Origin of the sequence: Actinomadura meridiana (genome assembly GCF_039537545.1) — a bacterium.
In the GTDB taxonomy this organism is placed as follows: Bacteria; Actinomycetota; Actinomycetes; order Streptosporangiales; family Streptosporangiaceae; genus Spirillospora; species Spirillospora meridiana.
The window spans coordinates 487,618-512,537 of the sequence record NZ_BAABAS010000006.1 but is presented as its reverse complement, the minus strand read 5'-3'; the positions used below and the strand labels follow the sequence as shown (position 1 = coordinate 512,537).

The 24,920-nt window shown below is 71.2% G+C and carries 18 protein-coding genes (1 of these 18 running past the window's edge); 7 read left to right on the top strand and 11 right to left on the bottom strand.

The genetic code is table 11. The annotated features are described in order from the left end of the window. Nucleotides 1-20 precede the first annotated feature (20 nt). Nucleotides 21-647 (top strand): hypothetical protein, encoded by a 627-nt coding sequence (locus tag ABD808_RS15570; RefSeq protein WP_344896637.1) that lies wholly within the window; start codon nt 21-23, stop codon nt 645-647. A 59-nt stretch (nt 648-706) separates the two neighbouring features. On the opposite strand, the gene ABD808_RS15565 is transcribed toward ABD808_RS15570, so the two are convergent. Genes ABD808_RS15565 through ABD808_RS15550 form a run of 4 tightly spaced genes read right to left on the bottom strand, consistent with a single transcriptional unit; the run spans nt 707 to nt 5,971 of the window. Beyond that, a complete protein-coding gene (locus tag ABD808_RS15565) occupies nt 707-2,332 on the bottom strand; it encodes an ABC transporter substrate-binding protein (RefSeq protein ID WP_344896634.1) in 1,626 nt (541 codons plus the stop codon). Next, entirely contained in the window at nt 2,329-4,149 is a 1,821-nt protein-coding gene (locus ABD808_RS15560) for an ABC transporter ATP-binding protein (protein WP_344896631.1), read from the bottom strand. Before ABD808_RS15560 ends, ABD808_RS15565 begins: the two co-directional genes overlap by 4 nt. Beyond that, nucleotides 4,146-4,988, bottom strand: a complete 843-nt coding sequence (locus ABD808_RS15555; protein ID WP_344896628.1) for an ABC transporter permease — start codon at nt 4,986-4,988, stop codon at nt 4,146-4,148. Before ABD808_RS15555 ends, ABD808_RS15560 begins: the two co-directional genes overlap by 4 nt. Then, nucleotides 4,985-5,971 carry an ABC transporter permease gene (locus ABD808_RS15550; RefSeq protein ID WP_344896625.1) on the bottom strand — a complete coding sequence of 329 codons (987 nt, stop codon included), beginning with the start codon at nt 5,969-5,971 and terminating at the stop codon, nt 4,985-4,987. The genes ABD808_RS15555 and ABD808_RS15550 overlap by 4 nt, the downstream gene beginning before the upstream one ends. A gap of 466 nt (nt 5,972-6,437) precedes the next feature. Here ABD808_RS15550 and ABD808_RS15545 point away from each other — a divergent pair, with 466 nt between their 5' ends. The 4 genes from ABD808_RS15545 to ABD808_RS15530 are packed head-to-tail and all read left to right on the top strand — an operon-like array spanning nt 6,438 to nt 12,344. After that, the gene (locus ABD808_RS15545; protein ID WP_344896622.1) at nt 6,438-7,394 is read left to right on the top strand and encodes an LLM class flavin-dependent oxidoreductase; all 957 of its coding nucleotides are present in this window, start codon (nt 6,438-6,440) and stop codon (nt 7,392-7,394) included. Between the two features lie 53 nt (nt 7,395-7,447). Further along, entirely contained in the window at nt 7,448-9,652 is a 2,205-nt protein-coding gene (locus ABD808_RS15540) for a N,N-dimethylformamidase beta subunit family domain-containing protein (RefSeq protein WP_344896619.1), read from the top strand. Continuing rightward, a complete protein-coding gene (locus ABD808_RS15535; protein ID WP_344896616.1) occupies nt 9,649-11,034 on the top strand; it encodes a transaminase in 1,386 nt (461 codons plus the stop codon). The genes ABD808_RS15540 and ABD808_RS15535 overlap by 4 nt, the downstream gene beginning before the upstream one ends. 2 nt (nt 11,035-11,036) lie before the next feature. Beyond that, a complete protein-coding gene (locus ABD808_RS15530; RefSeq protein ID WP_344896613.1) occupies nt 11,037-12,344 on the top strand; it encodes a hypothetical protein in 1,308 nt (435 codons plus the stop codon). A gap of 67 nt (nt 12,345-12,411) precedes the next feature. On the opposite strand, the gene ABD808_RS15525 is transcribed toward ABD808_RS15530, so the two are convergent. Continuing rightward, nucleotides 12,412-13,677 (bottom strand): M14 family metallopeptidase, encoded by a 1,266-nt coding sequence (locus ABD808_RS15525; protein ID WP_344896610.1) that lies wholly within the window; start codon nt 13,675-13,677, stop codon nt 12,412-12,414. A 10-nt stretch (nt 13,678-13,687) separates the two neighbouring features. After that, nucleotides 13,688-14,662 (bottom strand): M20/M25/M40 family metallo-hydrolase, encoded by a 975-nt coding sequence (locus tag ABD808_RS15520; RefSeq protein ID WP_344896607.1) that lies wholly within the window; start codon nt 14,660-14,662, stop codon nt 13,688-13,690. Between the two features lie 624 nt (nt 14,663-15,286). Here ABD808_RS15520 and ABD808_RS15515 point away from each other — a divergent pair. Together ABD808_RS15515 and ABD808_RS15510 are read left to right on the top strand one after the other, a co-directional pair. Then, nucleotides 15,287-19,501, top strand: a complete 4,215-nt coding sequence (locus ABD808_RS15515; protein WP_344896604.1) for a Pls/PosA family non-ribosomal peptide synthetase — start codon at nt 15,287-15,289, stop codon at nt 19,499-19,501. A 39-nt stretch (nt 19,502-19,540) separates the two neighbouring features. Continuing rightward, the gene (locus ABD808_RS15510; RefSeq protein WP_344896601.1) at nt 19,541-20,344 is read left to right on the top strand and encodes an SAM-dependent methyltransferase; all 804 of its coding nucleotides are present in this window, start codon (nt 19,541-19,543) and stop codon (nt 20,342-20,344) included. A 20-nt stretch (nt 20,345-20,364) separates the two neighbouring features. Here ABD808_RS15510 and ABD808_RS15505 read toward each other — a convergent pair whose 3' ends face one another. The 5 genes in view from ABD808_RS15505 to ABD808_RS15485 are tightly spaced (each overlapping or abutting the next) and all read right to left on the bottom strand, a layout consistent with a single transcriptional unit that may run on beyond the window. After that, on the bottom strand, nt 20,365-21,180 hold the full coding sequence (locus tag ABD808_RS15505; protein WP_344896598.1) for an ABC transporter ATP-binding protein: 816 nt from the start codon (nt 21,178-21,180) through the stop codon (nt 20,365-20,367). After that, nucleotides 21,173-22,213, bottom strand: coding sequence for a FecCD family ABC transporter permease (locus ABD808_RS15500; protein WP_344896595.1), 1,041 nt, complete (start codon nt 22,211-22,213; stop codon nt 21,173-21,175). The genes ABD808_RS15505 and ABD808_RS15500 overlap by 8 nt, the downstream gene beginning before the upstream one ends. Beyond that, complete coding sequence (locus ABD808_RS15495) at nt 22,210-23,220, bottom strand: FecCD family ABC transporter permease (protein WP_344896593.1); 1,011 nt, start codon at nt 23,218-23,220, stop codon at nt 22,210-22,212. The genes ABD808_RS15500 and ABD808_RS15495 overlap by 4 nt, the downstream gene beginning before the upstream one ends. Beyond that, nucleotides 23,217-24,041 carry a siderophore-interacting protein gene (locus ABD808_RS15490; RefSeq protein WP_344896591.1) on the bottom strand — a complete coding sequence of 275 codons (825 nt, stop codon included), beginning with the start codon at nt 24,039-24,041 and terminating at the stop codon, nt 23,217-23,219. The genes ABD808_RS15495 and ABD808_RS15490 overlap by 4 nt, the downstream gene beginning before the upstream one ends. Then, on the bottom strand, nt 23,984-24,920 hold the 3' portion of the coding sequence (locus ABD808_RS15485; protein ID WP_344896588.1) for an ABC transporter ATP-binding protein. Its footprint extends 821 nt past the window's final position; the window shows 937 of its 1,758 coding nt (coding positions 822-1,758); its start codon lies off the right edge, out of view; its stop codon occupies nt 23,984-23,986. Before ABD808_RS15485 ends, ABD808_RS15490 begins: the two co-directional genes overlap by 58 nt.

Here is a 24,920-nt window from a genome sequence, read left to right as displayed (position 1 = left end):
GTTGGGCCGGGGGGTGAGCCGTGTTCGGCCAGCGCAGACTGTGCGTCCAGGTCGTCAGGGGCCGGACGCGCGACGCGGCGGCTCTGCGGGAGGCCGCGGACCGCTGGTACCGGGACGTCGCTCCCGGCGCACGCGGATGGCTGGGCAGCACCGGCGGCGTGACCGACGACGGCGCCTACGTCAACCTGCTGCGCTTCGCGTCGGAGCGGGCCGCGCACCGCAATGACCGGCGACGCGCGCAGGTCCGCTGGTGGGACGAGGTCCGCGACCTGTTCGAGGGCGAGGTCACCGTCACCGAGTGCACCGACGTGGAGGAGTTCGGACGCGACGACATCGGCCGCGCCCGTTTCGTCCAGATCCTCCAGACGCACCTCGGCGACCAGGACGCGGCCCGCCCGTTCGTCCCGCCCGAGGCCCAGGAGATCCTCGACCGGCTGCGGCCCGACATGATCGGCGGCATGTTCTGCGTCAGCCCCGACGCCGACCTGTTCGGCGTCGCCTACTTCACCTCGCTGACGGCCGCCCGCGAGGGAGAGCGCACGCGGATGCCGCCCGACTACCACGCCTGGCGCGACGAGCAGATGACGCACTTCGACCAGGAGGCCGTCTTCTACGACCTGCTCGACTTCTGGCTCCAGTCACCATGACGGAGTGAACCGCGGGCCCCGACCGTCCGGGGGGGGGAATCCATCGGGGCCCGCGGCCGTCAGGAGGTCAGATAGACCTGTTCGAAATGGGCGTTGCCGAAGGTGCGGCCCGAGAAGTCGTTCTTCGGCCACCCGGCGTTCCTGGTGTTGCGGGCGTTCTCGACGTTGGCGAAGAACGGGATGATCCAGCCGCCGCGGTCGAACTGGATCTGGTACATCTGCTGGGTCAGCTGGTCCTGCTTGGCCTTGTCGCTGGTGGCCTGGGCCTGCTCGTAGAGCGACTTCAGCTTGCTGAGGTCCTCCCCGCCGAGGTGGGTCAGCGACGTCGACTCGGCGAGGTCGGTCAGTGACATCAGCGTCAGGTAGTTGCCCTGCGGCGGCCACTTGTCGACAGAGAACTTCCAGCTGTGGAAGTTCGGGCCGAACAGCGTCGCGGTGTCCACCTGCCGGACCTTGATGTTCATGCCGATCTCGGCGGCGTTGCGGGCGAGCACGGTCGCCATCGGCACGGCCTCGATCGACACCGGACCGGCGACCAGCTCGACGGAGACGCCCTCCTTACCGGCCTCCTTGAGGAGCTGCTTGGCCTTGGCGACGTCCCGCTTGCGCTGGAGCGTCTTCGGGTAGCCGGGGGCGAACGGCTCGGGCAGGTCGTGCGCGACGACGCCGTGCCCGGACAGGCACGCGGTGAGCGCCTGCTCCCGGTCGATGGCGAGCCGCAGCGCCTGCCGCACCCGGACGTCGTTGAACGGCTCCTGCTCCGCGTTCATGTAGATCCCGGTCCACGCGCCGGTCCTGGACTCCATCAGCTCCAGGCGCGGGTTCTTCTCGATGATCGGGATCTGCGAGTACTGGAGCATGTTGATGGCGTCGACCTGCCCGCTGACGAGCGCGTCGATCCGGGCCGAGTCGTCGTTGATGACGTTGACGACCAGCTCGTCGAGGTACGGCTTGCCGCCGAGGCTCGCCGGGGCCGGATGGTCGCTCAGCTCGGACTTGCCGTTCGCGTTCCAGTAGTTGGCGAACCGTTCGACGACCCACTGCCGGTTCGGGGTGAAGCTCTTGTACTTGAACGGGCCGGTGCCGACCGGGTTGCCGGGGTCGTAGCCCACCGGGACGATCTTGAACGGGCTGGCCAGCGCGGTCTGGAACGTCGCGGCGGGCCGCTTCAGCTTCAACCGGATCGTCCGGGCGTCGAGCTTCGTGATGTTGTTCGGGTCGACGAGCGGCTTGAACTTGCCCACGATCACCGACCCGGGCAGGGTCAGCGCCCGCTTGAACGTGAAGATCACGTCATCGGCGTCCAGGGTCTTGCCGTTGTGGAACTCGATGCCCTGCCTGATCCGAATCGTCCACTCGTCGTTGTTGGAGTTGGGTTCGATCAGCTCGGCCATTTGCAGGTGGTACTGCATCTGGTTGTCGTAGTCGGCGAGCTGGTCGTAGAGGACGCGGGCCATGAAGCTGACCGGGACGCTGTTGAGCAGCATCGGGTCAAGGGTGTCCGACCCCTTGGCACCGCCGGTCGCGATGGTGAGCCGCCCGCCCTTGCGGGGCTTGCCGACGGGCTTGGCGGCATTGTCGTCACCGCAGGCGACGAGGCTGCCACCAGCGGCGGTGACGCCGAGCACGGCGGCCGTGCCGAGGAACCCTCGCCGGCTCAGGCCCGGTCGTGGTTGCGTGGTCATGTGCGGTCCTCCTGCGACCGTTGTTCGGCTAGAACACTGTCCGGAACCGCACCGAATTCGGGGGTCGCCGCGATGAGCTTCCGGGTGAACGGGTCTGTGGGGCGGTCGAGCACGTCGTCGACCTGTCCGGTCTCGACGAGCCGGCCCTCCCGCATGGCGATGACGCGGTCGGCGATGGTGCGGACCAGCGCGAGGTTGTGCGTCACGAACAGCAGTGCGAGGCCCTCCTCGTCCTGGAGTTCGCGCAGCAGCCGGACGATCGACGCCTGGACGGACACGTCCAGCGCGGAGGTGATCTCGTCGCAGATCAGCACCTCGGGACGGCACACCAGGGCGCGCGCGATCGCGACCCGCTGACGTTCCCCGCCGGAGAGCTCGTTGGGGTAGGCGGACGCCATGCTCGCCGAGAGTGAGACACGCTCCAGTGTCTCGGCGACGGTGGCCCTGGCCTTGGCGGACGGCATGGAGAACAGCACCGACAACGGCTCGCGCAGGGTCTCGCCGATCGACCGGCGCGGGTTCAGGGAGTTGTAGGGGCTCTGGAAGATGTACTGGACGGCCCGCCGCTGGTCGAGCGGCCGGTCCCTGGCGCGGGTCGCCATCGCGGCGTCCCGGAAGGTGATGCCGCCGTTGTGCTGGCGGTGCAGGCCGATGATGCTGCGCGCCAGCGTCGTCTTCCCGCAGCCGGACTCGCCGACCAGCGCGAGGCATTCGCCGCGGGCCAGGTCCAGGGAGACGTCGTGCAGGATCTGGCGCCCGCCGTGGAAGGCGTCCAGGTTCGACACCTTCAGCAGGACGTCGGCCTGGTTCACGGTGCGGGTGTCCGACAGCCGCGTCGGGGCGGGGGCCTTCCCGGACGCGAGGTCGTCGGCGCGGATGCACAGGACCCTGTGCTCGTCGTCCACCTCGATCGGTTCGGGGACGGTCGTCGCGCACTCCGCGACGGCCTCCGAACAGCGGGGGTGGAACATGCAGCCGCCGGGGCGGCGTCCGGGCGCCGGGGTGTCGCCGGGGATCGCGGCGAGCCGCCTGCGCTCCGACACCACGGGCACCGCGGCGAGCAGGGCCCGGGTGTACGGGTGCACCGCCCGGCCGAAGATCTCGGCGCCGGACCCGGTCTCGACGACCCGTCCGGCGTACATCACCATGATCCGGTGCGCCAGGTCGGCGACGACCGCCATGTCGTGCGTGACGTACAGCGCCGCGACCCGGTGTTCGGCGCACAGTTCCCGGACGGTCTGCAACACGCGCGCCTGCGTCGTGACGTCGAGGCCGGTGGTGGGCTCGTCCAGCACGATCACGCGGGGGCGCAACAAGAACGCGAGCGCCAACGCGACGCGCTGCTGCTGACCGCCCGACAGTTGGTGCGGGAAACGGGCGAGGAAGGCTTCGTCGGAGTCGAGCCCGACCTCGCGGAGCGTGGTCCTGATCCGCTCGTCCCGCTTGTCGGCGGGCACGTCGGACTCGTGGAACTCGAACAGCTCGTTGAGCTGCTTGCCGAGCCGCAGCGCCGGGTTCAGCGCCATCGACGGGTCCTGCGGCACGTACGCGACGGTGCTGCCGCGCAGCGCGGTCAGCTTGTCCTGGCTGAGGCTGGCGACGTCCCTGCCGTCGATCAGCACGGTGCCGCCGACGATCCGCGCGCCGCGCCGGGCGTCGCCGAGCAGCGCCAGCCCGACCGTCGTCTTGCCGGAGCCGGACTCGCCGACGAGGCCGAGCACCTCGCCAGCCTCGATCTGGAAGTCCACGCAGTCGACGACGTCGACGCCGCGTCCCTCCAGGTCGATGCGCAGGCCCGTGACCGTCACCGCCGTCATGACTCGCCTTCCTGGGAGGAGACCCGCGCCACCGTCCAGGAGAATCCCTCGGTGATCAGGTTGGTGCCGAACGTGAACACCGCGATGCACAGCACCGGGAGGACCACGCCCCACGGCTGGAGGGCCAGGCCCTGGTAGTTCTCCTTGATCATCAGTCCCCAGTCGGCGGCGGGCGGCTGGAGCCCGACGCCGAGGAAGCTCATCGCGGTGACGATGCCGATCGACCAGGTGAGCCGCAGCCCGAACTCGACCATCAGCGGCGTCATCACGTTGGGCAGGATCTCCTTGCGGACGATCCGCAGCCGCGGGGCGCCGAGCGTCTCCGCCGACTCGACGTACTCCCGCGACACCACCTCCCGCGCCGCGCCGTAGGCCACCCGCGCGACCTGCGGCACCCACGCGACCGCCACGATCAGCGGCATCAGCCCCTCGCTGGCCTTGGCCATCGCGAGCAGCAGCAGGATCAGTACGAGGGGCGGGAACGCGCGCAGGACGTCCATGGTCCGCATGAGCAGCTCGTCGACGACACCGCCGCTGTAGGCCGCGGTCATGCCGATGGCGGCGCCGACCGCGACGCCCAGCAGGGTGCCGACGAAGGCGATCCACACGATGCTGCGCCCACCGGCGAGCACCCGGGACAGCACGTCCTCCCCCAGGTAGTCGGTGCCGAGCAGGGCCGTGCCGTTGGGGGTCGTGTAGGGCGCGCCGACGATGTCGTTGTGCGCGTGCGGTGAGAAGAAGGGGCCGACGAAGGTGATCAGCAGGACGAGCCCGGTCAGCACGACCCCCACACGGACACGCGGTTCGCGCAGGCAACGACGCAACAGTGCAGTGTTCATGGTCCGGCCGTTCGCAGTCGGGGGGTTACGTACACCGTCAGGACGTCTCCGATGAGGTTGAACACCACGTAGCAGACGGCGAAGATCAGGCAGATCAGCTGGATCACCGGGACGTCCCGGTTGTTCACCGCGTCCACCAGGGCGCTGCCGAGGCCGGGATAGTTGAACACCTGCTCGATGACCACGACCCCGCCGGTCAGGTAGGCGAGCGCGAGCGCCGTCCCCTGGATGGCGGGCACGAGCGCGTTCGGCAGGACGTGGCGGCGCAGCACGACGCGCTCCGGTACGCCCTTCAGCCGCGCGGTGCGGACGTACTCCGACTCGTACACGTCGATCACCGAGCCGCGGACCAGCCGGGTCAGATACGGCAGGACGCCCAGCACCAGCGCGACCACCGGGAGCACCAGCTGTTCGACGTTGCTGAACGGGTTCTGCCCGGGTGCCAGCAGGACGGTCCCGGGCAACAGATGGAACACCGAGGTCGCGAACAGGATCACCAGCAGCAAGGCGATGATGAACTCCGGCAGCGCGGTGAGGCCGAGAGTGACCACGAGCATCGTGCGGTCGGCCGGACGGTCGCGCCACCGTCCGCTCAGCGCGCCCGCCGCGACCGACAGCGGCACCACGATCACCGCGGACAGCAGCACCAGCACCGCGGAGTTGACGACCCGGTCGCCGATGAGCGTGCTGACCTGTTCCTGGGTGACCAGGGAGTGGCCGAGGTCCCCGGTGAGAATGCCGCCCAGCCACGAGAAGTACTGCTCAAGGAGCGGCCGGTCCAGGCCGAGGTCGGCGCGCAGCGCGGCGACCCGGTCCGGCGTCGCCTCACGGCCGAGCGCCGCGCGGGCGGCGTCCCCCGGCAACACCTGCGTCGCCAGGAACACCAGCACCGACACCAGCAGCACCACGACGACGCCGAGCAGCAGCCGCCGGGCCACCCAGAGCCGCCGTTTACCGCCGGGAGAACGTTCGCGCAACTTCACGTCATCACCTCGTGGTCCGGAACAATGCTCTGCGGTGTTGTCGATGTCAACAGTCCGAAGAGTGGAAGAGTCCAGCTGACGAGACAGCGGGCATATCGCTCTTGAGGTCTAAAAACAGACACATTTCACGCGGGCATCACACCTATCTGAGCCGAGCGAAGAGGCCGATTCTCAAGCAATCCCGGCGACGACCCACGCGAGCGAACACGCAGATCAACAACGCCGACTCACGACCGACGCGAGACCACGACCCGCCGCAGCGCCCCGTCGACCAGTGCTTCCTGGAGTCCCGCGACCGTCCTCGATCCAGCGATCCAGAACGAAACCGTCCAAGTTGGACAAACCCTTACTGTTGACAATCACAACACTTCACTCACATACTCGGAGCCGCTCCAGGTCGGCCCCGGCGATGGGGTCCGACGGGCACAAACGAAAAGTCGAACCGGGGCGGTGGCGCGTGGGGTCCGTGACTGACGAGGCAGTATCGAAGACGCCCAGACTGTCGATCGGGGCACCGAGCGACCCGGACCTCCTGGTGCCGTTCGCGCGTCGCGCCGAACAGCTCGGGTTCGCCGGGATCTGGACGCAGGACACGTTGAGCACGGGCAACTTCTCCCTCGACGGCCTGCACATGCTGTCCTACCTGGCCGCCGTCACCGAACGGCTCCGGCTGGGCATCGGCGTGCTGTACTCCGGGCGGCGCAACCCGGCCGTCCAGGCCCGCGAGCTCGCCACCATCGACCAGCTGTCGCGCGGACGGCTGACGGTCGGGCTCGGCATCGGCAACGAGTACCACCGCGCGACCCTCGCCGCGCTCGGCATCCCGGCCGACCGGCCGGTCCGGCGGCTGGTCGAGGGCATCGACGTGATGCGGGCCCTGTGGCGCGGCGGCGAGGTCGACTACAAGGGCGAGCTGTACTCCTTCACCGGGATCCGGTCGCAGCCGGAGCCGGTGCAGCGGCCTGGGCCGCCCATCTGGATCGGCGCCCGCGCGGAGCCCGCGCTGCGGCGCGCGGTGCGGATCGCGGACGGCTGGACGGGCGCCGCGCCCGCCGCGACCGCCGACTACCTCGACCAGATCGCGATCGTCAAACAGGAGCTGGACGCGCAGGGACGCGACCCCGCGAGCTTCACGATCTCCAGGAGCGTCTACGTCGCGGTCGAGGACACCGTGGAGGAGGCGCGGCGGCACCTGGTCCCCGCGTTCGACCGGTCCTTCGGGGGCAACCCCGTCTACGACGCCTCCGGCATGGCCGACCGCGTCGCCGTCTTCGGTCCGCCGGAGCGCTGCGCCGAGCAGCTGGGCGAGCTGTTCGACGCCGGGACGGACGAACTGATCCTCTACCCGATGTACGACCGCGCGGGCCAGCTTGAGGCATTCGGCGAACTGGTCGCTTCGCTCACGGGCTGCCTACGCACATGACGGGCGGGTGTGGGGGGTCGTCCCCCCACAAAGACGCGGGCCAGCCGACGTTGGTGGGGTATGTCGATCCGCTCGGTGTCGCGGCGGGGGACGAAGTCCGGCTCATGGTGAGCGCCACGTCGGGCTATCGGGTCGAGTTGCTGCGTCTTGTGCACGGTGGCGATGATCCGCGCGGGCCGGGGGTGCGTGAGGAGCTGGTCGACATCCCGTTCGCGGCTCGGGCGGGGCGTGTGCAGACGCTGCCGTCCGGCTCGTATCTGCGTGCGCCCGCGCATCCGTCGCTCGACGTCGACGCCTTCACCGTGACGGCGTGGATCAGGCCGACCCTGCCAGCGGGCGGGCGGCCCCGCGCCGTCGTCGCCCGGCGGGACGCGGCCGGACGGCGCGGCTGGGCGCTCGGCCTCACCGGCGACGACCGGCTCGCCGCCTGGGCCGGTGACGGCGACGACCCGGTGGTGGCCACCGGCGTCCCGATCACGGTGGACCGCTGGACGTTCGTCGCCGCCGCCTTCGGGCCGGGCGGCGTGACGCTGGCGCAGGTCCCGGTGCCGGAGTGGCCGGTCGGGTCATGGCGGGCGACCGCCGCGCACACCGGCCCGGTCGACACGGCGGCGGTGGACATCGCGCCCCAGGTCGGGGCGTGGTGGGCCGACAGGACGGCGGACGCCTGCTTCAACGGCCTCATCGACCGTCCGGCGATCCTCGCGGGCGCGGCGGACGAGCCGGTCCTGGCCGCCGCCGACCCCGGGCGACTCGAACAGGCGGTCCTGGCGCGCTGGCATCCCGGCCGCGACACCGGGGGTATGACGGTGCCCGACTCCGGTCCGTACGGGCTGGACGCCGAGGCCGTGAACACGCCGTCGCGGGGCGTGCCGGGCGCGAACTGGACGGGCCGCGAGATCGACTTCCGGCTCACCCCGGACGAGTTCGACGCCGTCCACGTCCACGTCCACGACGACCTCACCGACGCGGGCTGGGAACCGGAGGTCGTCCTGCGCCTTCCGGACACGCTGCGCAGCGGCGTCTACGCCTTCCGCCTGACCGCGGGCGACGAACACCTGACCATCCCCTTCTTCGTCCGCCCGCCCCGGGGCACGACCACGTCGCGGACGGCCGTCCTGCTCCCGACATTCACCTACCTCGCGTACGCCAACTCCCACTGGAGTTTTGAGGAGGACGGGCCGGAGAGCCTCGACTACGCCACGACGCCCCAGCACCAGTGGGCCGCGAGGCAGAAGCTGTGCGGCCTCTACGACACGCACCGCGACGGCAGCGGCTGCTACTACGCGTCGCGGCGGCGCCCGCTCACGACGGTGACGGCGGACTACACCGGCGCGTTCGGGTTGTGGAACCTCAGCGCCGACCTGTGCCTGCTCGACTGGCTCGAACACGAGGGCATCGGCTACGACGTGCTCTGCGACGACGACCTGCACGCCGAGGGCGTCGCCGCGCTCGCCGCATACGACGTCGTCCTCACCGGTTCCCACCCCGAGTACTACACGGCGCCGATGCTGGACGCGCACGAGGCGTACCTGGCGGGCGGCGGACGGCTGATGTACCTGGGCGGCAACGGCTTCTACTGGGTGACCGGGGTGGCGCCCGAGCAGCCGCACATCATCGAGATCCGCCGCGGCCACACCGGCACCAGAGGCTGGGAGGTGCCCGCGGGCGAGACGCATCTGAGCACGACCGGCGAGATGGGCGGCCTCTGGCGGCACCGGGGCCGCGCGCCGCAGCGGCACGTCGGCATCGGGTTCACCGCGCAGGGCGGACGCGGCCACGGCCGCCCCTACCGGCCGAGGCCGCTCGGCGACGACAAGCGCGGCGCGTTCGCACTGTCCGGGGTGGACGGTCTCATCGAGGCCGACGCCCTGGTCAGCCACGGTGCGGCGGGCATGGAGATCGACCGCGCCGACGCCGCCCTCGGCACTCCCCCGCACGCCGTCGTGCTGGCGACGGCCGAGGGGTTCGGCGACTCCTACCAGCTCGCGGTCGAGGAGGTCCTCACCTCGAACTCACGGCAGGGCGGCACCGTCGAGCCCCGCGTCCGCGCGGACCTGGCGTACTTCGAGTACCCGCGCGGCGGCGCCGTGTTCAGCACCGGCTCCATCGCCTGGTGCACGGCGCTTGGCGTGGACGGCTACGCCAACCCGGTGGCGCGGGTGACCGGCAACGTACTGCGCCGCTTCCTCGACCCCTCGCCGTTGGACCACCGTCCGGACCACCAGCCATCCGACGAGCACCGGGGAGAGGCATGACGAGCGACCAGCCGAACGCGGTACCGCCGGGAATCGACCCGGACCGGCTCGCCAGGCTGCTGGACAGGGAACGGCTCACGTGGATCGAGGCCCACCCGAAGGCCGCCGCGCTGCGCGAGCGGGCCCGCCGGTCCCAGCTGCACGGCACCCCGCAGCACTGGATCAACCAGTTCCCGCCGCCGGTGCCGCTGACGGTGGAGCGCGCGGCGGGCGCCCGCCTGTACGACACCGACGGGCACGAGTACGTCGACTTCGGGCTGGCGGGGACGGCCGCGCTGTGGGGCCACGACCATCCGGCGATCGTCGCGGCGATCCGCGACCAGGTCGGCAAGGGCAGCGTCACCCTGTGGTCGCACGAGGACCACGTGTGGGTGACCGAGGAACTCCACCGCCGGTTCGGCCCGCCGTTCTGGGGCTTCACCGTGTCGGCATCCGACGCCAACCGGTTCGCGCTGCTGCTGGCCAAGATGGCCACCGGGCGGCAGAAGATCCTGATGTTCAACCGCGCCTACCACGGCTCGCTGGAACAGACCGCGGCCGTACTCACCCCGGATGGCGTCGTCCCGCAACCCGGCGTCGAGTTGAACGGCGTGGACGTCCGCGAAACGACGAAGATCGTCGAGTTCAACGACCTGGACGCCCTGGAGAAGGCCCTCGCCCCCGGCGATGTCGCGGCGGTGCTCGCCGAGCCGGTGATGACGAACGGCGGCGCGGTGATCAGGCCGGAGCCGGGGTTCCACGCGGCGCTGCGCGACGTCACCCGGCGCACCGGCACGCTGCTGATCATCGACGAGACCCAGACGATCCCGGCGGGCCCCGGCGGCTGCACCCGCGAGTTCGGTCTGAATCCCGACCTGATCACGATGGGCAAGTGCATCGCGGGCGGCGTCCCGGCCGGGGTGTACGGGATGTCCGCCGAGGTCGCGGCCGCGGCGTCCGCCTACACCAAGTCGGGGGACGGCGGTCTCGGCAGCACGATGGCGAGCGGGCCGCTGGCCGTGCGCGCGATGCGGGCCGTCCTCGGCGAGGTGATGACCGAGGAGACCTACGCCCACATGGACCGGCTCGCCGACCGCTACGAACGCGACGTCTCGGCGGTCATCGCCCGGCACGACCTGCCGTGGCACGTCGGACGGCTCGGCGGCCGAGTGTCGTTCGCGTTCACCCCGGACCCGCCGCGCGACGCCGGGGAGCTGTACCCGCGCGTCGGCGGCTCGATGCGGGACGCGCTGTGGCTCTACATGGCGAACCGGGGCATCGTGCTCAACGCCATGAGCGGCGCGGCGCTGATGTCGCCGCTGACCGCCGAGGCCGACGTGGAGCGGCACGGCGCGCTGTTCGCCGACGCGATCAACGAACTGACCGGTGGGAAAGGGCGGTAGCGGTGGACAAGCTGACCGACGCGGAGGTCGACCTGCTCCGGGAGGACGTCAACAGGTCACGGGTCCCGGGAGCCTACGAGTCCGGCCGGTGGTCGGTGGCCCCCGCGAACCGTGATCCGGAGGTGACCGGCGAGATGCCCGGCCACATCCGGTTGCGCGACACCTCCATGCGCGCCATCGAGTCGCTGCCCGGGGTGACGGCGCCCCACGAGGCGAAGCTCGCGTTCCTGCGGGCGCTGGCCCGCTCGGGAGTGCCGGAGATCGTGCTGGGCGCGCCGGGGCCGAGCGCCCGCGACCCGCATCCGGGCGGGCGCGACCCGGACGCCGTCCGCGCCGAGCTGGCGGTGGTCAGGCAGGAGGGGCCGGACGCCCTGGTGCACTGCCCGTTCACGTCCACCCTCGAAGGAATCGACCTCGCCGCCGACCTCGGGTTCGACGCCGTGCAGGTGGCGATGCCCGCCTTCGGCCCGGCGTCGGGGATCTACCGCGCGTCCATTCCGGCGTCCCGGGCGCAGATCGTCGCGGAGGCCGCCGCGCTGGTCCGGCGCGGGAAGGACAGGGGGCTGCGGGTCGCGGTCCCCTTCACGATGGTGTCGTTCGTGTCGGACGAGATGCTGACCGAGACCGCGAAGGCCATCTCCGAGGCGGGCGCGGACGAGATCACCCTGTTCGACGGACCGGGCGGGGTCGGGCCCGAGGCGTACGGACGGCTCGTCCAGACGACCCTGGCCGCCGCGCCGGGCGTCGAGGTGGGCATCCACCCGCACAACACGTTCGGCCTCGGGGTCGCGTGCGCCGTCGCGGCGGCGCGGGCCGGCGCGAGCGTGGTCGAGTCGTCGGTGAACGGGTACTGCGGCGGCCCCGGCAACGCCGACCTCGCCGCGACCGCCGCCGCGTTCGAGGCCCTGTACGGCGTGCACACGGGCCTGCGGCTCGCCGAGCTGACCGGTCTCGCGCGGGCCGGGGCGGAGGTGACCGGCCGCGTCCCGGCGGTCAACCAGCCGATCACCGGCCCGGACGCCTTCTGCTGGGGCGGCGGCGACTGGGTCATGGTGGAGCGCGCCGTGGACCCGCTGATGCACAACAGCGTCGAACCCGGCCTGTTCGGCAACGAGCGCCGGGTCCCGCTGACGGCGCAGAGCGGTCCGCTGGTGGTGGCCGCCGCGCTGCGCCGTCTCGGCGTCGACGTCGACCCGTCGCTGGTGCCCGTCATCGTGGAGCGGTGCCGCGCGGAACTCGCCACACGCGGCAGCGGGCTGCTCACCGACGAGGAGTTCGGCGCCATCACGCGGTCCGTCCTCACCGCCTGAGCCCCGCTCGGACGGGTCGGGCCTCCCGGACGCGACGTCCGGGAGGCCCGATTCAGTTGCCCGTGGTTCAGGCGGACTTGCAGTACTGGTCCTGCTTGTTGATGGCGCGGTACGGGCAGTCCGCGTACTCGGCCAGGATCAACAGCGGATCGCGGTTGACCTGGGTGAGCGCCTCGATCTGCGACGGCGCCGGGTAGAAGCTCCCGCCGCCCATCTCGAACGTGTACGAGAAGATGCCCTGGGTTCCCCACGTCCAGTCGTCGGAGCTGCCGTCGGTGATGTAGAGGTCGCTCGACTGCTCGGGCGTGTAGCGGTTGAACCGGGCGACCTCGCGGCCGATGGTGCGGTGCGCCGCCTCCTGGTCGGCCGACAGCTCACCGGGCACGGTGTCGGCCGTGGTGTAGCCGAACGGCCACAGCACCAGCTCCGCCACCGAGTGGATGTCCAGGAAGATCTTGATCTGCTGTTTCCCGCCGACGACCCGGCTCCGGATGAAGTTGGCCACGGCCTTGGTCTCCGGCGCCGACTCCGGCGAGGAACCCCGGTAGGTCTCGCTGGACGGGCTGCCGGACGACCCGCCGCAGCAACCCCACTTGTAGTCGTAGTTGCGGTTGAGGTCGGTCGCCTGCGGCTGCCGGTTCTTGCGCCACATCCGACCGGCCTGCGTGTCGCTGGTCATGTCGTAGATCTGGCCGTCGACGTTCAGGATCGGGATGATCCAGAACTCCCGGCTGTCCACGAGCTTCGTGATCCGCTCGGTGGTGCCGTACTCCTTGGTGAGGGTGTCGATGAAGACCAGCGCCTGCTCGTTGGTGATGCGCTCGCGGGCGTGGATGTTGGCCTGGTAGAAGACCTCGGGCTCGTCCTCGTCCGTCGCGACGTTGTCGCTGATCTTGACGCCGACGATGTCGCGGCCCTCGTAGGTCTTGCCGATGCTGAACTTCTTCGCGATCTTCGGGTAGGCGGCGACGACCCGGTCGAGCTCGGCCATCGTCTCCGCGTGGGTGTGGTACGACTGCGCGGACGCGGCGAACCGGGGGAAGCCGCCCATCGGGGCGGCGGTGAAGCCGAGCCGCTTGATCGCCGCGAGCTCGGACGGGATGGCGCTGACCTCGATCGCGCCGTCCGGACGCACCCGGTCGATCGCCGCGCCGGTGCGGGCGACCTTCGTCCGCTCCCCGGAGGTGTCGGAGCCGGTCACCAGGTAGCGGCGCGCGGTGCTGGGCGCGGGCTGGGGGGCGGTCGCGGCCGTCGCGGCGGCCGGGACGGCGGGCAGCAGCGCCGCGCACAGGCAGGCCGCCACCAGCGTGGCCTTGAGGGTTCGTGGGTTCATCGCGGGCTCCTCAGGCGGCGTGCCGGTAGGGCCGCGCGGGCACGGCGAGTCCGGGGATGCCCGCCAGCTTCCAGGCGGCGTAGGCGATGGCGTTGGTGCTGGTCCCGAGGACCGACTCCGCGATGTTGTTGATGTCGTCGCAGCGCGTGTGGTAGCAGGGGTCGTCGTCGGCGGCGATGCCGCTCACCTGGATGCCCGCGTTCTTGAACGAGGCGTGGTCGGAGCGTCCCGCGGGATTGATCCGCTTGGTCGGGATCCCCTTGGACTGGAAGAACTCCGAGAACGTGGCGCCCAGGGTCGTCGAGTCGGTGTAGATGCCCCAGGTCGTGCTGTTCTTCGCGCCCACCATGTCGAAGTTGAGATAGGCGTCGATCTTCGACCGGTCCGCGGCGGACAGGGTGGAGACGTAGTTGCGGGAGCCGACCATGCCGGCCTCCTCGGCGCCCCACCAGCCGAACCGCAGCCGCTTGGTGGGCTTGGCGTCGGCGCGGGCGACGGCGAGCGCGGTCTCCAGCACGGCGCTGGTGCCCGACGCGTTGTCGTCGATGCCGGGTCCGGCGGCCACGCTGTCAAGGTGCGCGCCGAGGAACACGACGTGGTCGGGGTCGCCCTGCGGCCAGTCGGCGATCACGTTGTAGCCGGTGGCGCCCTGGTAGGTGAAGGGCTGCAACGTGGTCTGGAACCCGGCGGCGTCCAGCTTCGCCTTGACGTAGTCGGCCGACGCGCGGAACCCGGGCCTGCCGTGCGCCCGGTTGCCGCCGTTGGCGCTGGCGATGGTCTGGAACTGCCGGGCGTGCGCCATCACGTTCGCCGACGGAATGTCCGGGGACTGGACGGCGACCGAGGCGGGCCGCTGCGCGCTGGTCCGGGCGCTGGGCTGGGCGGGCGACTGCGCCATCGCGCCGCCGCCGGGGACGGTCAGCAGCGCGGCGAGCAGACCGGCGCCGAGCGCGGTGGAGCCGAGCAGGGTTCTACGTTTCCTCATGCGGGGGGACCTGACCAATCGGATCGATGCGGGGGATTGGAAGGGGCTGTCCGGCGAGGGCGGCGACGCGCGCCGCCCCGCACCTGCGGGAGCCATCCCTCCTGGGGGGAGCCTGGCGCGTGCGCGCCAGAGGGATGAACGTGGATCGTATCCGTGGCGATTAGCCCCGTAAATGGCAAAGAGTGACGGATTTTCGCCGCCGCCGTGGGCTCGCCGTTCATTGCGAGTGGTCAACGCGAAATGGAACGGTTGAAAAGGAGCCGTCGGCCGGTGCCGCCCAACCGGAGACCGGGTCCGAGTCCATCACCGGGGTGTGAGCGCAACCAAACCGGTGAGTCACCAGACCGCGATCCCGCCCCTTAAGGGTCTCTTTTTCTACCCGACCGTTTTTCCGGCCATAACTCCGCAATGGCAGGGAAAGCCTAGGAAATGAAACGTTTAAATACGGGTCAGCGCGTTTGTCAATAGAAAGGCCTGCCGGTCCCCCCACTGACCGCCTCTGGTCACGGTCATTGGACCCGCAATGATTCGAGTTAGATCATCTTTCGGTCCTTACAACTCATCTTGCGGGACATGACCGCGCCGGGGATGCAATTCCCGGTTTTTCTCTTGGGCGGAGTGAAGATGACAACGAACGCCGGCGGCCAGGCGCTCACCACCATCGGGGAGATGGGCCGACATATCACCGCGGAGCATGTGCTGGTCGCGGTGGGGGACGGGCGGGCGATACCCCGCCGGGCCGGGGAACGGCTGGAGCGCCTCTTCGAGGAACGCTGCGACCTGCTGCCGGACGCCGCGGCCGTCGACACGGGCGAAAGCGATGGCGACGGGACGAGCGTCGGCGCGGGCGTCGGCGCGAGCGAAGGCGCGGGCGTCGGCGCGAGCGAAGGCGCGGGCGAAGGCGTCCTCACCTACGCCGAGCTGGACGAGCGCGCGAACCGGCTCGCCCGGCACCTGCGGGCGCGGGGCACGCGGCCCGGCGACCGGGTCGGGCTGCTCCTCGACGCGGCCGTGCCCTCCTACGTCGCCATGCTGGCCGTCCTGAAGGCGAACGCGGTGTACGTGCCGCTGGACGCCGGGTACCCCCCGGACCGGATCGCCTACATCGTGGGCGACGCAGGCGTCCGGACCGTGCTGACCCTGTCCCACCTGCGCGAACATCTGCGCCAGGCGGACGCGGAGGTGCTGTGCGTCGACGAGGCGCGGGCGCTCGTCGACGCCGAGCCCGGCCACCGTCTCACCGGCGCCGAGAAGGGCGTCCCCGGCCACGACCTCGCCTACATCGTGTACACCTCGGGCTCGACGGGCCGTCCCAAGGGCGTGGCGATCGACCACGCCGCCATCTGCAACTTCGTCCGGGTCGCCGTCGACGTCTACGGGATCAGCGGGACGGACCGCATGTACCAGGGCATGACGATCGCGTTCGACTTCTCGGTCGAGGAGATCTGGGTGTCCCTGGTGGCGGGCGCCACGCTCGTTCCCAAACCGGCCGGAACGGTCCTCGTGGGCGAGGATCTGCGGCGCTTTCTTCAGGACCAGGGCGTCACGGCGCTGTGCTGCGTCCCGACCCTGCTGGCGACGCTCGACCGCGACCTTCCGGATCTGCGCTTCCTGCTGGTGTCGGGCGAGGCGTGCCCGCAGGACCTGGTGGCCCGCTGGCACCGCCGGGACCGCAGGTTCCTCAACGTGTACGGGCCGACCGAGGCGACCGTCACCGCGACGTGGACGTCCCTGCACCCCGACCGGGCGGTGACGATCGGCGTCCCGCTCCCCACCTACTCGATCGTGATCCTCGACCCGGACGAGGACCGGGCCCTGCCGCCGGGCGAAAGGGGCGAGATCGGCATCGCGGGCATCGGGCTGGCGCGCGGGTACGTCAACCGCGACGACCTCACCGCGAGCCGGTTCGTCCGCGACTTCATCGGCATCGAGGACAACCCGTCCGGCCGGATCTACCGCACCGGCGACCTCGGCCGGATCAACGCCGACGCCGAGATCGAGTACAACGGCCGCATCGACACGCAGGTCAAGATCCGCGGCTACCGGATCGAGCTGACGGAGATCGAGTCGGTGCTGTCGCAGGCGCCGGGGATCGCGCAGGTGGTCGTCGGCACCCACGAGCCGGAGCCGGGGACGGTCGAGCTGGTCGCCTACTACACGCGGCGGAACGGCACCACGGCCCTGGACCGCGACCGGCTGCGCAAACAGGCGCGCGAGCAGCTGCCCGGATACATGGTGCCCGCGTACTTCGAGGAACTCGACACCATCCCGATGCTTCCGAGCGACAAGGCCGACCGTGGGCGGCTCCCCCGGCCGACGTCCCGGCGCGGGCCCGCCGCGAGCAACGGGCACCTGGCCCCCGAGACCGGCACGGAACGGGCGATCGCCGCCGCTCTCGTCGACGTCATGCGGCTGGACCGCGTGTCGGCCGACAGCCACTTCTTCGACGACCTGGGCGCCGACTCGCTGCTGATGGCGCGCTTCTGCGCGGCGCTCCGGGAACGCACCGACCTGCCGGTGTCGATGCCGGACGTGTACCAGCATCCGGACGTCCGGGGCCTCGCCACGGTGTTGGACGAGAAGGCGCTCGCCCGCGTGGACGCCGCCGACGCCGTCCCGGCCGCGCCGGAGCCGAGGACGCGGAAGGAGGCGCGGCGGGCCGCCCGCGAGTACGTGGTCTGCGGCGCGCTGCAACTACTGGCGTTCGTCGCGATGACGTATCTCAGTGCCGGTGTCCTCCTCGTCGGCTACCGGTGGGTGTCCGGCGCGACGAGCACTCTCGACCTCTACGCACGCGGGACGGCGGCGGCCTGCGGGGTCTTCGCGTTCACCTGCCTGGCGCCCGTCGTGGCGAAGTGGACGCTCGTCGGCCGCTGGAAACCTCAGCGGATCCGCGTGTGGAGCCTGAACTACGTCCGGTTCTGGACGGTCAAGACCCTCATCCGGGCGAGCCCGATGAGGCTGGTGGCGGGAACGCCGCTCTACTCCCTCTACCTCAGGATGCTCGGCGCCCGGATCGGCCGCGGCGCCGTGATCTTCGCGACGACGCCCGTGTGCACTGACCTGCTCACCGTCGGCGCCGGGACGGTCATCAGGGAGAACTGCGCGATGCCCGGGTACCGGGCCGACGACGGCGTGATCACCACGGGCTCGATCACGCTCGGCGACCGCGTGTTCGTGGGCGAGAAGACGGTCCTGGACATCGGCACCGTGATGGGCGACGACACCCAGCTCGGGCACGCCTCGTCCCTGCACACCGGGCAGGTCGTGCCGTCCGGCGAGCGGTGGCACGGTTGCCCGGCGCGTCCGACCGGCAGCACGTACCTGCGCGTCCCGCCGCGTGACTGCGGCACCGCGCGGAGGGTCGCCTACGGCGTCGGGCAGCTGTTCACCACGCTGATGATCAGCGGGCCGCTGGGCATCCTCGTGCTGGTCACCCTGCTCACCGAGGTCCCGAAGTTCGCCGAGATCATGGAGCGGACGCCGGAGGGCCTCGGCCGCGTGGACCTCTACCGCGAGGCCCTGTGGATCTCCAGCCTGCTGTTCGTCGGCGGGCTCGTCGTGTCGCTGCTGTTCGTGCTGACCGTCCCCCGGCTGCTGAGCCTCGTCATCACTCCCGGCAAGGTCTACCGCCTGTTCGGACGGCACTACTGGGTGCTCCGGGCGACCAGGCGGCTGACCAATCGGGCGTTCTTCCACAACCTTTTCGGCGACAGCTCGTACATCGTCGGCTACCTGCGCGCCCTGGGATACAGTTTCGCGCGCCCGATCGTGCAGACCGGAAGCAATTTCGGTACCGAGATGTCGCACCACACGCCCTATCTCACGACGGTGGGCAGCGGCACGATGATCTCCGACGCGCTGTGGATTCTGAACGCCGATTTCTCCAGTTCCTCATTCACGGTCTCCGAGGTGAAGATCGGGACGAACAACTTCCTTGGAAACAACATCGCATTTCCTGCGGACGCGGCGGTCGGCGACAATGTTCTGCTCGGGACGAAGGTCGCCGTCCCCGTCGACGGTCCGGTGCGGGAGAACGTCGGACTGCTGGGCTCGCCGTGCTTCGAGATCCCCCGATCCGTGGACCGCGACCACGGTTTCGGCGAATTGGAGGAAGGCGAGGAATTCGACCGCCGACTGTCGGCCAAGAATCGCTACAACGTCGCCACCATGGGCGTTTTCCTCCTGGTGGGCTGGTTCAGGACGTTCGCGGTGATGCTGCTGCTGCTCATGACCGAGGACCAACTGCACATGCATCCGGTGTCGGGAATCGCGGTCGGCGTGATGGTCTCGCTCCTGTTCACCGCCGCGTACGGCATCCTCGTCGAGCGACTGCTGCTGCGCTTCCGCTCCCTCCAGCCCCGGATCTGCTCGATCTACGACCCCTACTTCTGGTGGCACGAGCGGCTCTGGAAACTCGGCGGCCACGCACTGTTCGTCGGCACCCCGTTCCGGAACGTGTTCTGGCGCCTGATGGGCGTGCGCCTCGGCCGCCGGGTCTTCGACGACGGCGCCGCCATTCCGGAGAAGACGCTGGTCAGCATCGGTGACGAGTGCACCATCAACGCGGGAACCGTGATCCAGTGCCATTCGCTGGAGGAGGGCGTCTTCAAATCCGGCCCGACCACGATCGGCGCGCGCTGCACCCTGGGAGTGGAGTCGTTCGTCCACTACAACGTGATCATGGGGGACGGATCCACGCTCGGCGCCGACTCCTTCCTGATGAAGGGAGAGAAGGTTCCGGGCGGGGCCCGATGGCTCGGAAATCCCGCAGGTCAGGCGCGACTCGCGGTCGGCACCACCCACAAACCGGCCGTCGAGCTCCAACCCGGCACATAAGGTAGATCATCGAGGCGCGACGATGATCAGGATGTGGACATGCCCGATGGCAATGTGGACTTGAAGACAGAAATCCCCCATTCGGCCCGTATTTACGACTATCTTCTCGGCGGCAAGGACAACTTCCCGGCCGACCGGGAGGCCGCCGCGAACATCGTCGCGAGCTGGACCGCCCTTCCCACGGGCATGCGGGCCAACCGGAAGTTCATGGCCCGGATGGCGCATCACCTCGCCGCCGAGCACGGCATCAGGCAGTTCCTCGACATCGGGACCGGCCTGCCCACCTCGCCGAACCTGCACGAGGTGGTGCAGGCCGTCGCGCCCGACTCGCGGGTCGTGTACGTCGACAACGACCCGATCGTCCTCGTCCACGCGCGGGCCCTGCTCACCAGCACCCGGGAGGGCAGGACGGCCTACCTGGACGCCGACTTCCTGGACCCGGACGCGATCATCGGGTCGGTCCAGCTGCGCGACTCCCTGGACCTGGAACGACCCGTCGCGGTCAGCCTGATCGCCATCCTGCACTTCATGCTCGACGACGACGAGGTGCGGAGGATCATCGACCGGTTGATGGAGCCGCTGGCCCCGGGCAGCGTCCTGGCGCTGTCCACGACCACGCTCGACAACAATCCCGAGGCGGTCGCCGCCGGTGTGGCCGCCTACACCGCCCACGGCATCCCGACGAAGGCGCGCACCAGGGTGGAGGTGGAGCGCTTCTTCGACGGGCTCGAACTCCTCGACCCGGGCGTCGTCGCCGTCCACCGCTGGCACCCCGACGAGGAGTCGGCCAAGCTCGACGACTCCATGGTCACCATCCACGGCGGCATCGGCCGCAAACGCTGAGCGGCTCCCCCGCTCCCCGCTCAGCGGTCGACGCGGGCGGCGTGCCTGCGCGACAGCGGCACGATCAGCGGGGTGCCGGTGACGGGGTCGGGGATGACCTCGCAGGGCAGGCCGAACACCTTCTCGATCAGGGCGGGCGTGGCGATCTCGGCGGGCGGCCCCTGCGCGACGATCGCGCCGTCCCGCATGGCGATCAGGTGGGTGGCGTAGCGGCAGGCGTGGTTGAGGTCGTGCAGGACGACGACGAGGGTACGTGCGTGGTCCTCGTGCAGGGACGCGCACAGGTCGAGCATGTCGATCTGGTGGGCGATGTCGAGGAACGTGGTCGGCTCGTCCAGCAGCATGAGCGGGGTGTCCTGGGCGAGGACCATCGCGAGCCACACCCGTTGCCGCTGCCCGCCGGACAGCTCGTCGACGGCCCGTTCGGCCAGCTCGACGGTGTCGGTGGCGGCCAGGGCGCGGGCGACGGCGTCGTCGTCCTCGCCCGACCACCCGCGCAGCAGCCGCCGGTGCGGGTGGCGGCCGCGCGACACCAGGTCCGCGACGGTGATCGAGTCGGGGGTGACGGGCTGCTGGGCGAGCAGCCCGAGTCGCCGGGCGACCTCCTTGGACGGCAGCCGCGCGATGTCGGCGCCGTCCAGCAGCACCGCCCCGGACGCGCGCCGCAGGACGCGGGCGAGCGTGTGCAGCAACGTCGACTTGCCGCAGGCGTTCGGCCCGACGATGACGGTGAACGAGCCGTCGGGCACGTCCAGGTCGAGGTGTTCGAGCACGACGCGGCGGTCGTATCCGGCGGCGAGGTCGCGGGCGGCGAGCCGACTTCGGGGTTCAGGCACGTCCGGCCCTCCATTCGGTGAGCATGAGCCAGCCAAGGTAGAGGCCGCCGACCACGCCGGTCATGACGCCGACCGGAAGCTGGGTGGGGGCGACGATCCGCTGCGCGGCGATGTCGCTGACCGACAGCAGCACGGCACCCATCAGGGCGGCGCAGAGCAGGTTGGGGCCGGGCGCGCGGGTGAGCCGCTTCGCCAGCTGCGGGGCGGTGAGCGCGATGAACGCGACGGGCCCGGCGGTGGCGGTGGCGACGGCGGTGAACCCGACGGCGACGACCATCAGGGCGAGCCTGGCCCGCTCCACCCGGACGCCGAGGGCCCCGGCGGTGGCGTCCCCGAGTTCCAGCATCCGCAGGTCGCGGCCGAGCAGCACGACGCAGGGCAGCAGCAGGGCGAGGGCGGCGGCGAGCGGGCCGAGGTCCTCCCAGCCGCGCGCGTTGAGGCTGCCGACGAGCCACGCGGACGCGCTCTGCGCCTCGTTCACCGACGCGCGGCTGAGCAGGTAGGCGTTGAGCGCTTCGAGCATGGCGCTGACGCCGATGCCGACCAGCACCAGCCGGATGCCGTGCACGCCGTCCCGGAACGCCAGCAGGTAGATCGCCAGGGCGGTGAGCAGCCCGCCGCCGACGGCGCCCGCGGAGATCTGCGCGGCGCCGCCGCCGAACAGCAGGATGACGGCGATGCCGCCGGACGCGGAGCCGACGGTGAAGCCGATGATGTCGGGGCTGCCGAGCGGGTTGCGGGTCAGGCTCTGGAAGACGGCGCCGCCGAGCGCGAGCGCGACGCCGACCGCGCAGCCGACCAGGACGCGCGGCAGCCGCAGGTCGATGACGACGAACTCGGCGCCGGGCGGCCCGTGCCCGAGCAGCGTCGCGACGACGTCGTCCGGCGGCAGCCTAAAGTCGCCGATGCCGAGCGACACCACGACGACCGTGCCGAGCAGGGCCGCCAACACCACGGCGACCACCACCGGACGGACGCGCACGCGAACACGGCGCGGCATCGCGGGCGGCGCGTCGAGCGGCGGTGCGATCACAGGTCGGCCACCTTCTTCCCGCGCACGAGCAGGATGAACAGGGGCGCGCCGACGAACGCGGTCACCACGCCCGCCTCCAGCTCGCCGGGCCGCGCCACGACCCGGCCGAGGATGTCGGACGACAGCAGCACGGCCGGGGCCAGCACCATCGAGAACGGCAGCACCCACCGCTGGTCGGGGCCGGTGAACAGGCGCACGGCGTGCGGGACCATCAGCCCGACGAACGTGATGGGCCCGATCGCGGCGGTCGCCGCCCCGCACAGGACGGTGACGACGACGAGCGTGACGATCCTGACCCGGCCCGGGTTGACGCCGAGGGCGCGGCCCGCCTCGTCGCCGAGGGCGAGCGCGTTGAGCCGGGCGCTGAGCGCGACCCCGGCGACGGCCGCGACGACGATGAACGGGGTGACGAGCGCGACCTCGTCCCCCTTGGCGGCGGCGAGCGACCCGACCATCCAGAACCGCAGGCTGTTGGCGGAGTCGTCGTCGAGCAGGGTGAGCGCGGCGGTGAACGAGGCGAGGACGGCGGAGGTCGCCATCCCGGCGAGAATGAGCCGGACGGGCGTCGCCCGCCGCGCCCCGCCGCCCCGTCCGAGCCCGTACACGATCGCGGTGGCGAGCCCGGCCCCGGCGAACGCGAACCAGATCACGGTGGCGCTGCCCGCCGCCGGGAGCACGGCCCCGACCGTGACGACGGCGGCCGCGGCCCCCGCGTTGACGCCGAGCAGGCCGGGGTCGGCGAGCGGGTTGCGGCTGAGCGCCTGCATGAGGGCGCCCGCGAGGCCGAGGGCGGCGCCCGCCGCGATGCCGAGGAGGGTGCGGGGCACGCGCCGGTCCCAGATGACGAGCGCGTCGTCGGACCCGTCGCGGTGCAGCAGCACGTGCCACACCTCGCCTGGCCCGATGGCCTTGGCGCCGACGGCCAGGCTGAGCAGCGTGACGATCGCGAGCAGCACGACCAGCCCGGCCAGGGCCACGGGCGCGTTCCGCTTGGTCGGGGGGATCATTCCACGGCGTCGTGGTGGTCGTGGTCGGCGGCGCCGACCTTCCAGTAGCCGTCCACGTCGACGCGCTCCTTGGGCATGCCGATCTCGTTGCGCAGGTACCGGCGGATCGGTTTGAGGGTGGTGGCCTCGGCGCCGAACCACGCGTACCCGTCCCCGGCGGGCGGGACGAACTCCCGGACGGCCTTCTCCAGGACGTCGCCGCGGCCGGGGGGCGTCCCGTCGCGGTGCGTCCAGGTCACGGTCACGTCGGCGTCCGACCTCAGCTCCTGCTCCTCCTCGGGGCCCGCGACCTCGCAGTAGGCGTGCGCGCGCGACCCGGCGGGCAGCGCCTCCAGCCAGCGGGCGAGGGCGGGCAGGCCGGTCTCGTCGCAGCCGAGCAGGTACCAGTCGAACACGTACGGGACGACCTCCGAGCCGCGCGGCCCGAGCACGCCGACCAGGTCGCCGGGACGGGCGGCGGCGGCGAACGACGAGCCGGGGCCGTCGCCGTGCAGCACCATGTCGATGTCGAGTTCCCGCTGGTCGGCCCGATAGTGGCGGACGGTGTAGTCGCGCATGACGGCCTGCGGGGTGCCCTCCGGCGGGTCGTCCAGGCCGTACCCGGCGCGCAGGAACGGCTGCACCGGCGTGGGGTCGTCGCCCTGCGCGAAGTACAGCTTGACGTGGTCGGCGGGCGCCTGCTCGCAGAAGCCGTCCAGGGACGGGCCGCCGAGCGTGACGCGGACCATCGCCGGGGTGAGCCGCCGGACGCGCTTCACCTCGGTCAGACGCGGGGTGATCGGATACTCGACGATCCGGACGAGGCGGTCGGATACGGGCATGGCGAGGTGTTCCCTTCGGTGATGGTTCCGTCCGCGACGCGGATGGTGCGCGGGAGCGACTCGACGGTCGCGGGCCGGTGCGCGATGACGATCAGGGTGCGTTCGGCGCACAGCTCGCCGAGTGCCCGTTCCGCCCATCCGGCGGTGACGGGGTCGATGTCGGCGGTCGCCTCGTCCAGGACGAGCACCGCCGGGTCGACGAGCGCGGCGCGGGCGAGGCCGACGAGCTGGCGTTCCCCGGCCGACAGCCGTTCGCCGCGGACGCCGACGCCGGTGTCGAGCCCGTCCGGCAGGCCGTCGGCCCAGGCGCGCAGGCCGAGCCGGTCGACGGCGGCGGCGATCTCCGCGCGGCCGGGCGCGCCGGGCACGAGCGCGAGGTTGTCGGCGACCGTGCCGGTGACGATGTGGACCTCCTGCGGGACGAGCGCCACGACGCGGCTCAGCGCGGCCCCGGACAGGTCGCGCAGGTCGGTGCCGCAGTAGGTGACGCGGCCCGAGTCCGGCTGGTAGAGCCCGGCCAGCATCTTGCCGAGGGTCGTCTTCCCCGACCCGGTCACGCCGACGACGGCGGCGCGGGCACCGGCCGGGAAGGACAGGTCGACGCCGCGCAGGACGGACGTCCCGTCCAGGTAGGAGAAGGACGCGCCCTCCACCCGCAGCTCGCCGTGCGGGGGCAGGTCGGAGGCCGTGGACCGGCCGGTGACGGCCCGGGCGCCGGGCGACTCCAGCAGATCCAGGAGCCGGGCCAGGCCGGTGCGGGCGAGCTGGAGTTCCCCGATGAGCTGGGAGCCGTCGTCCAGGCCCTCGAAGAGAGTGCGGCTGGCCAGGATGAACACCACGACGGCGCCGATGGAGAGCCGCCCGTCGGCGGCCAGCCAG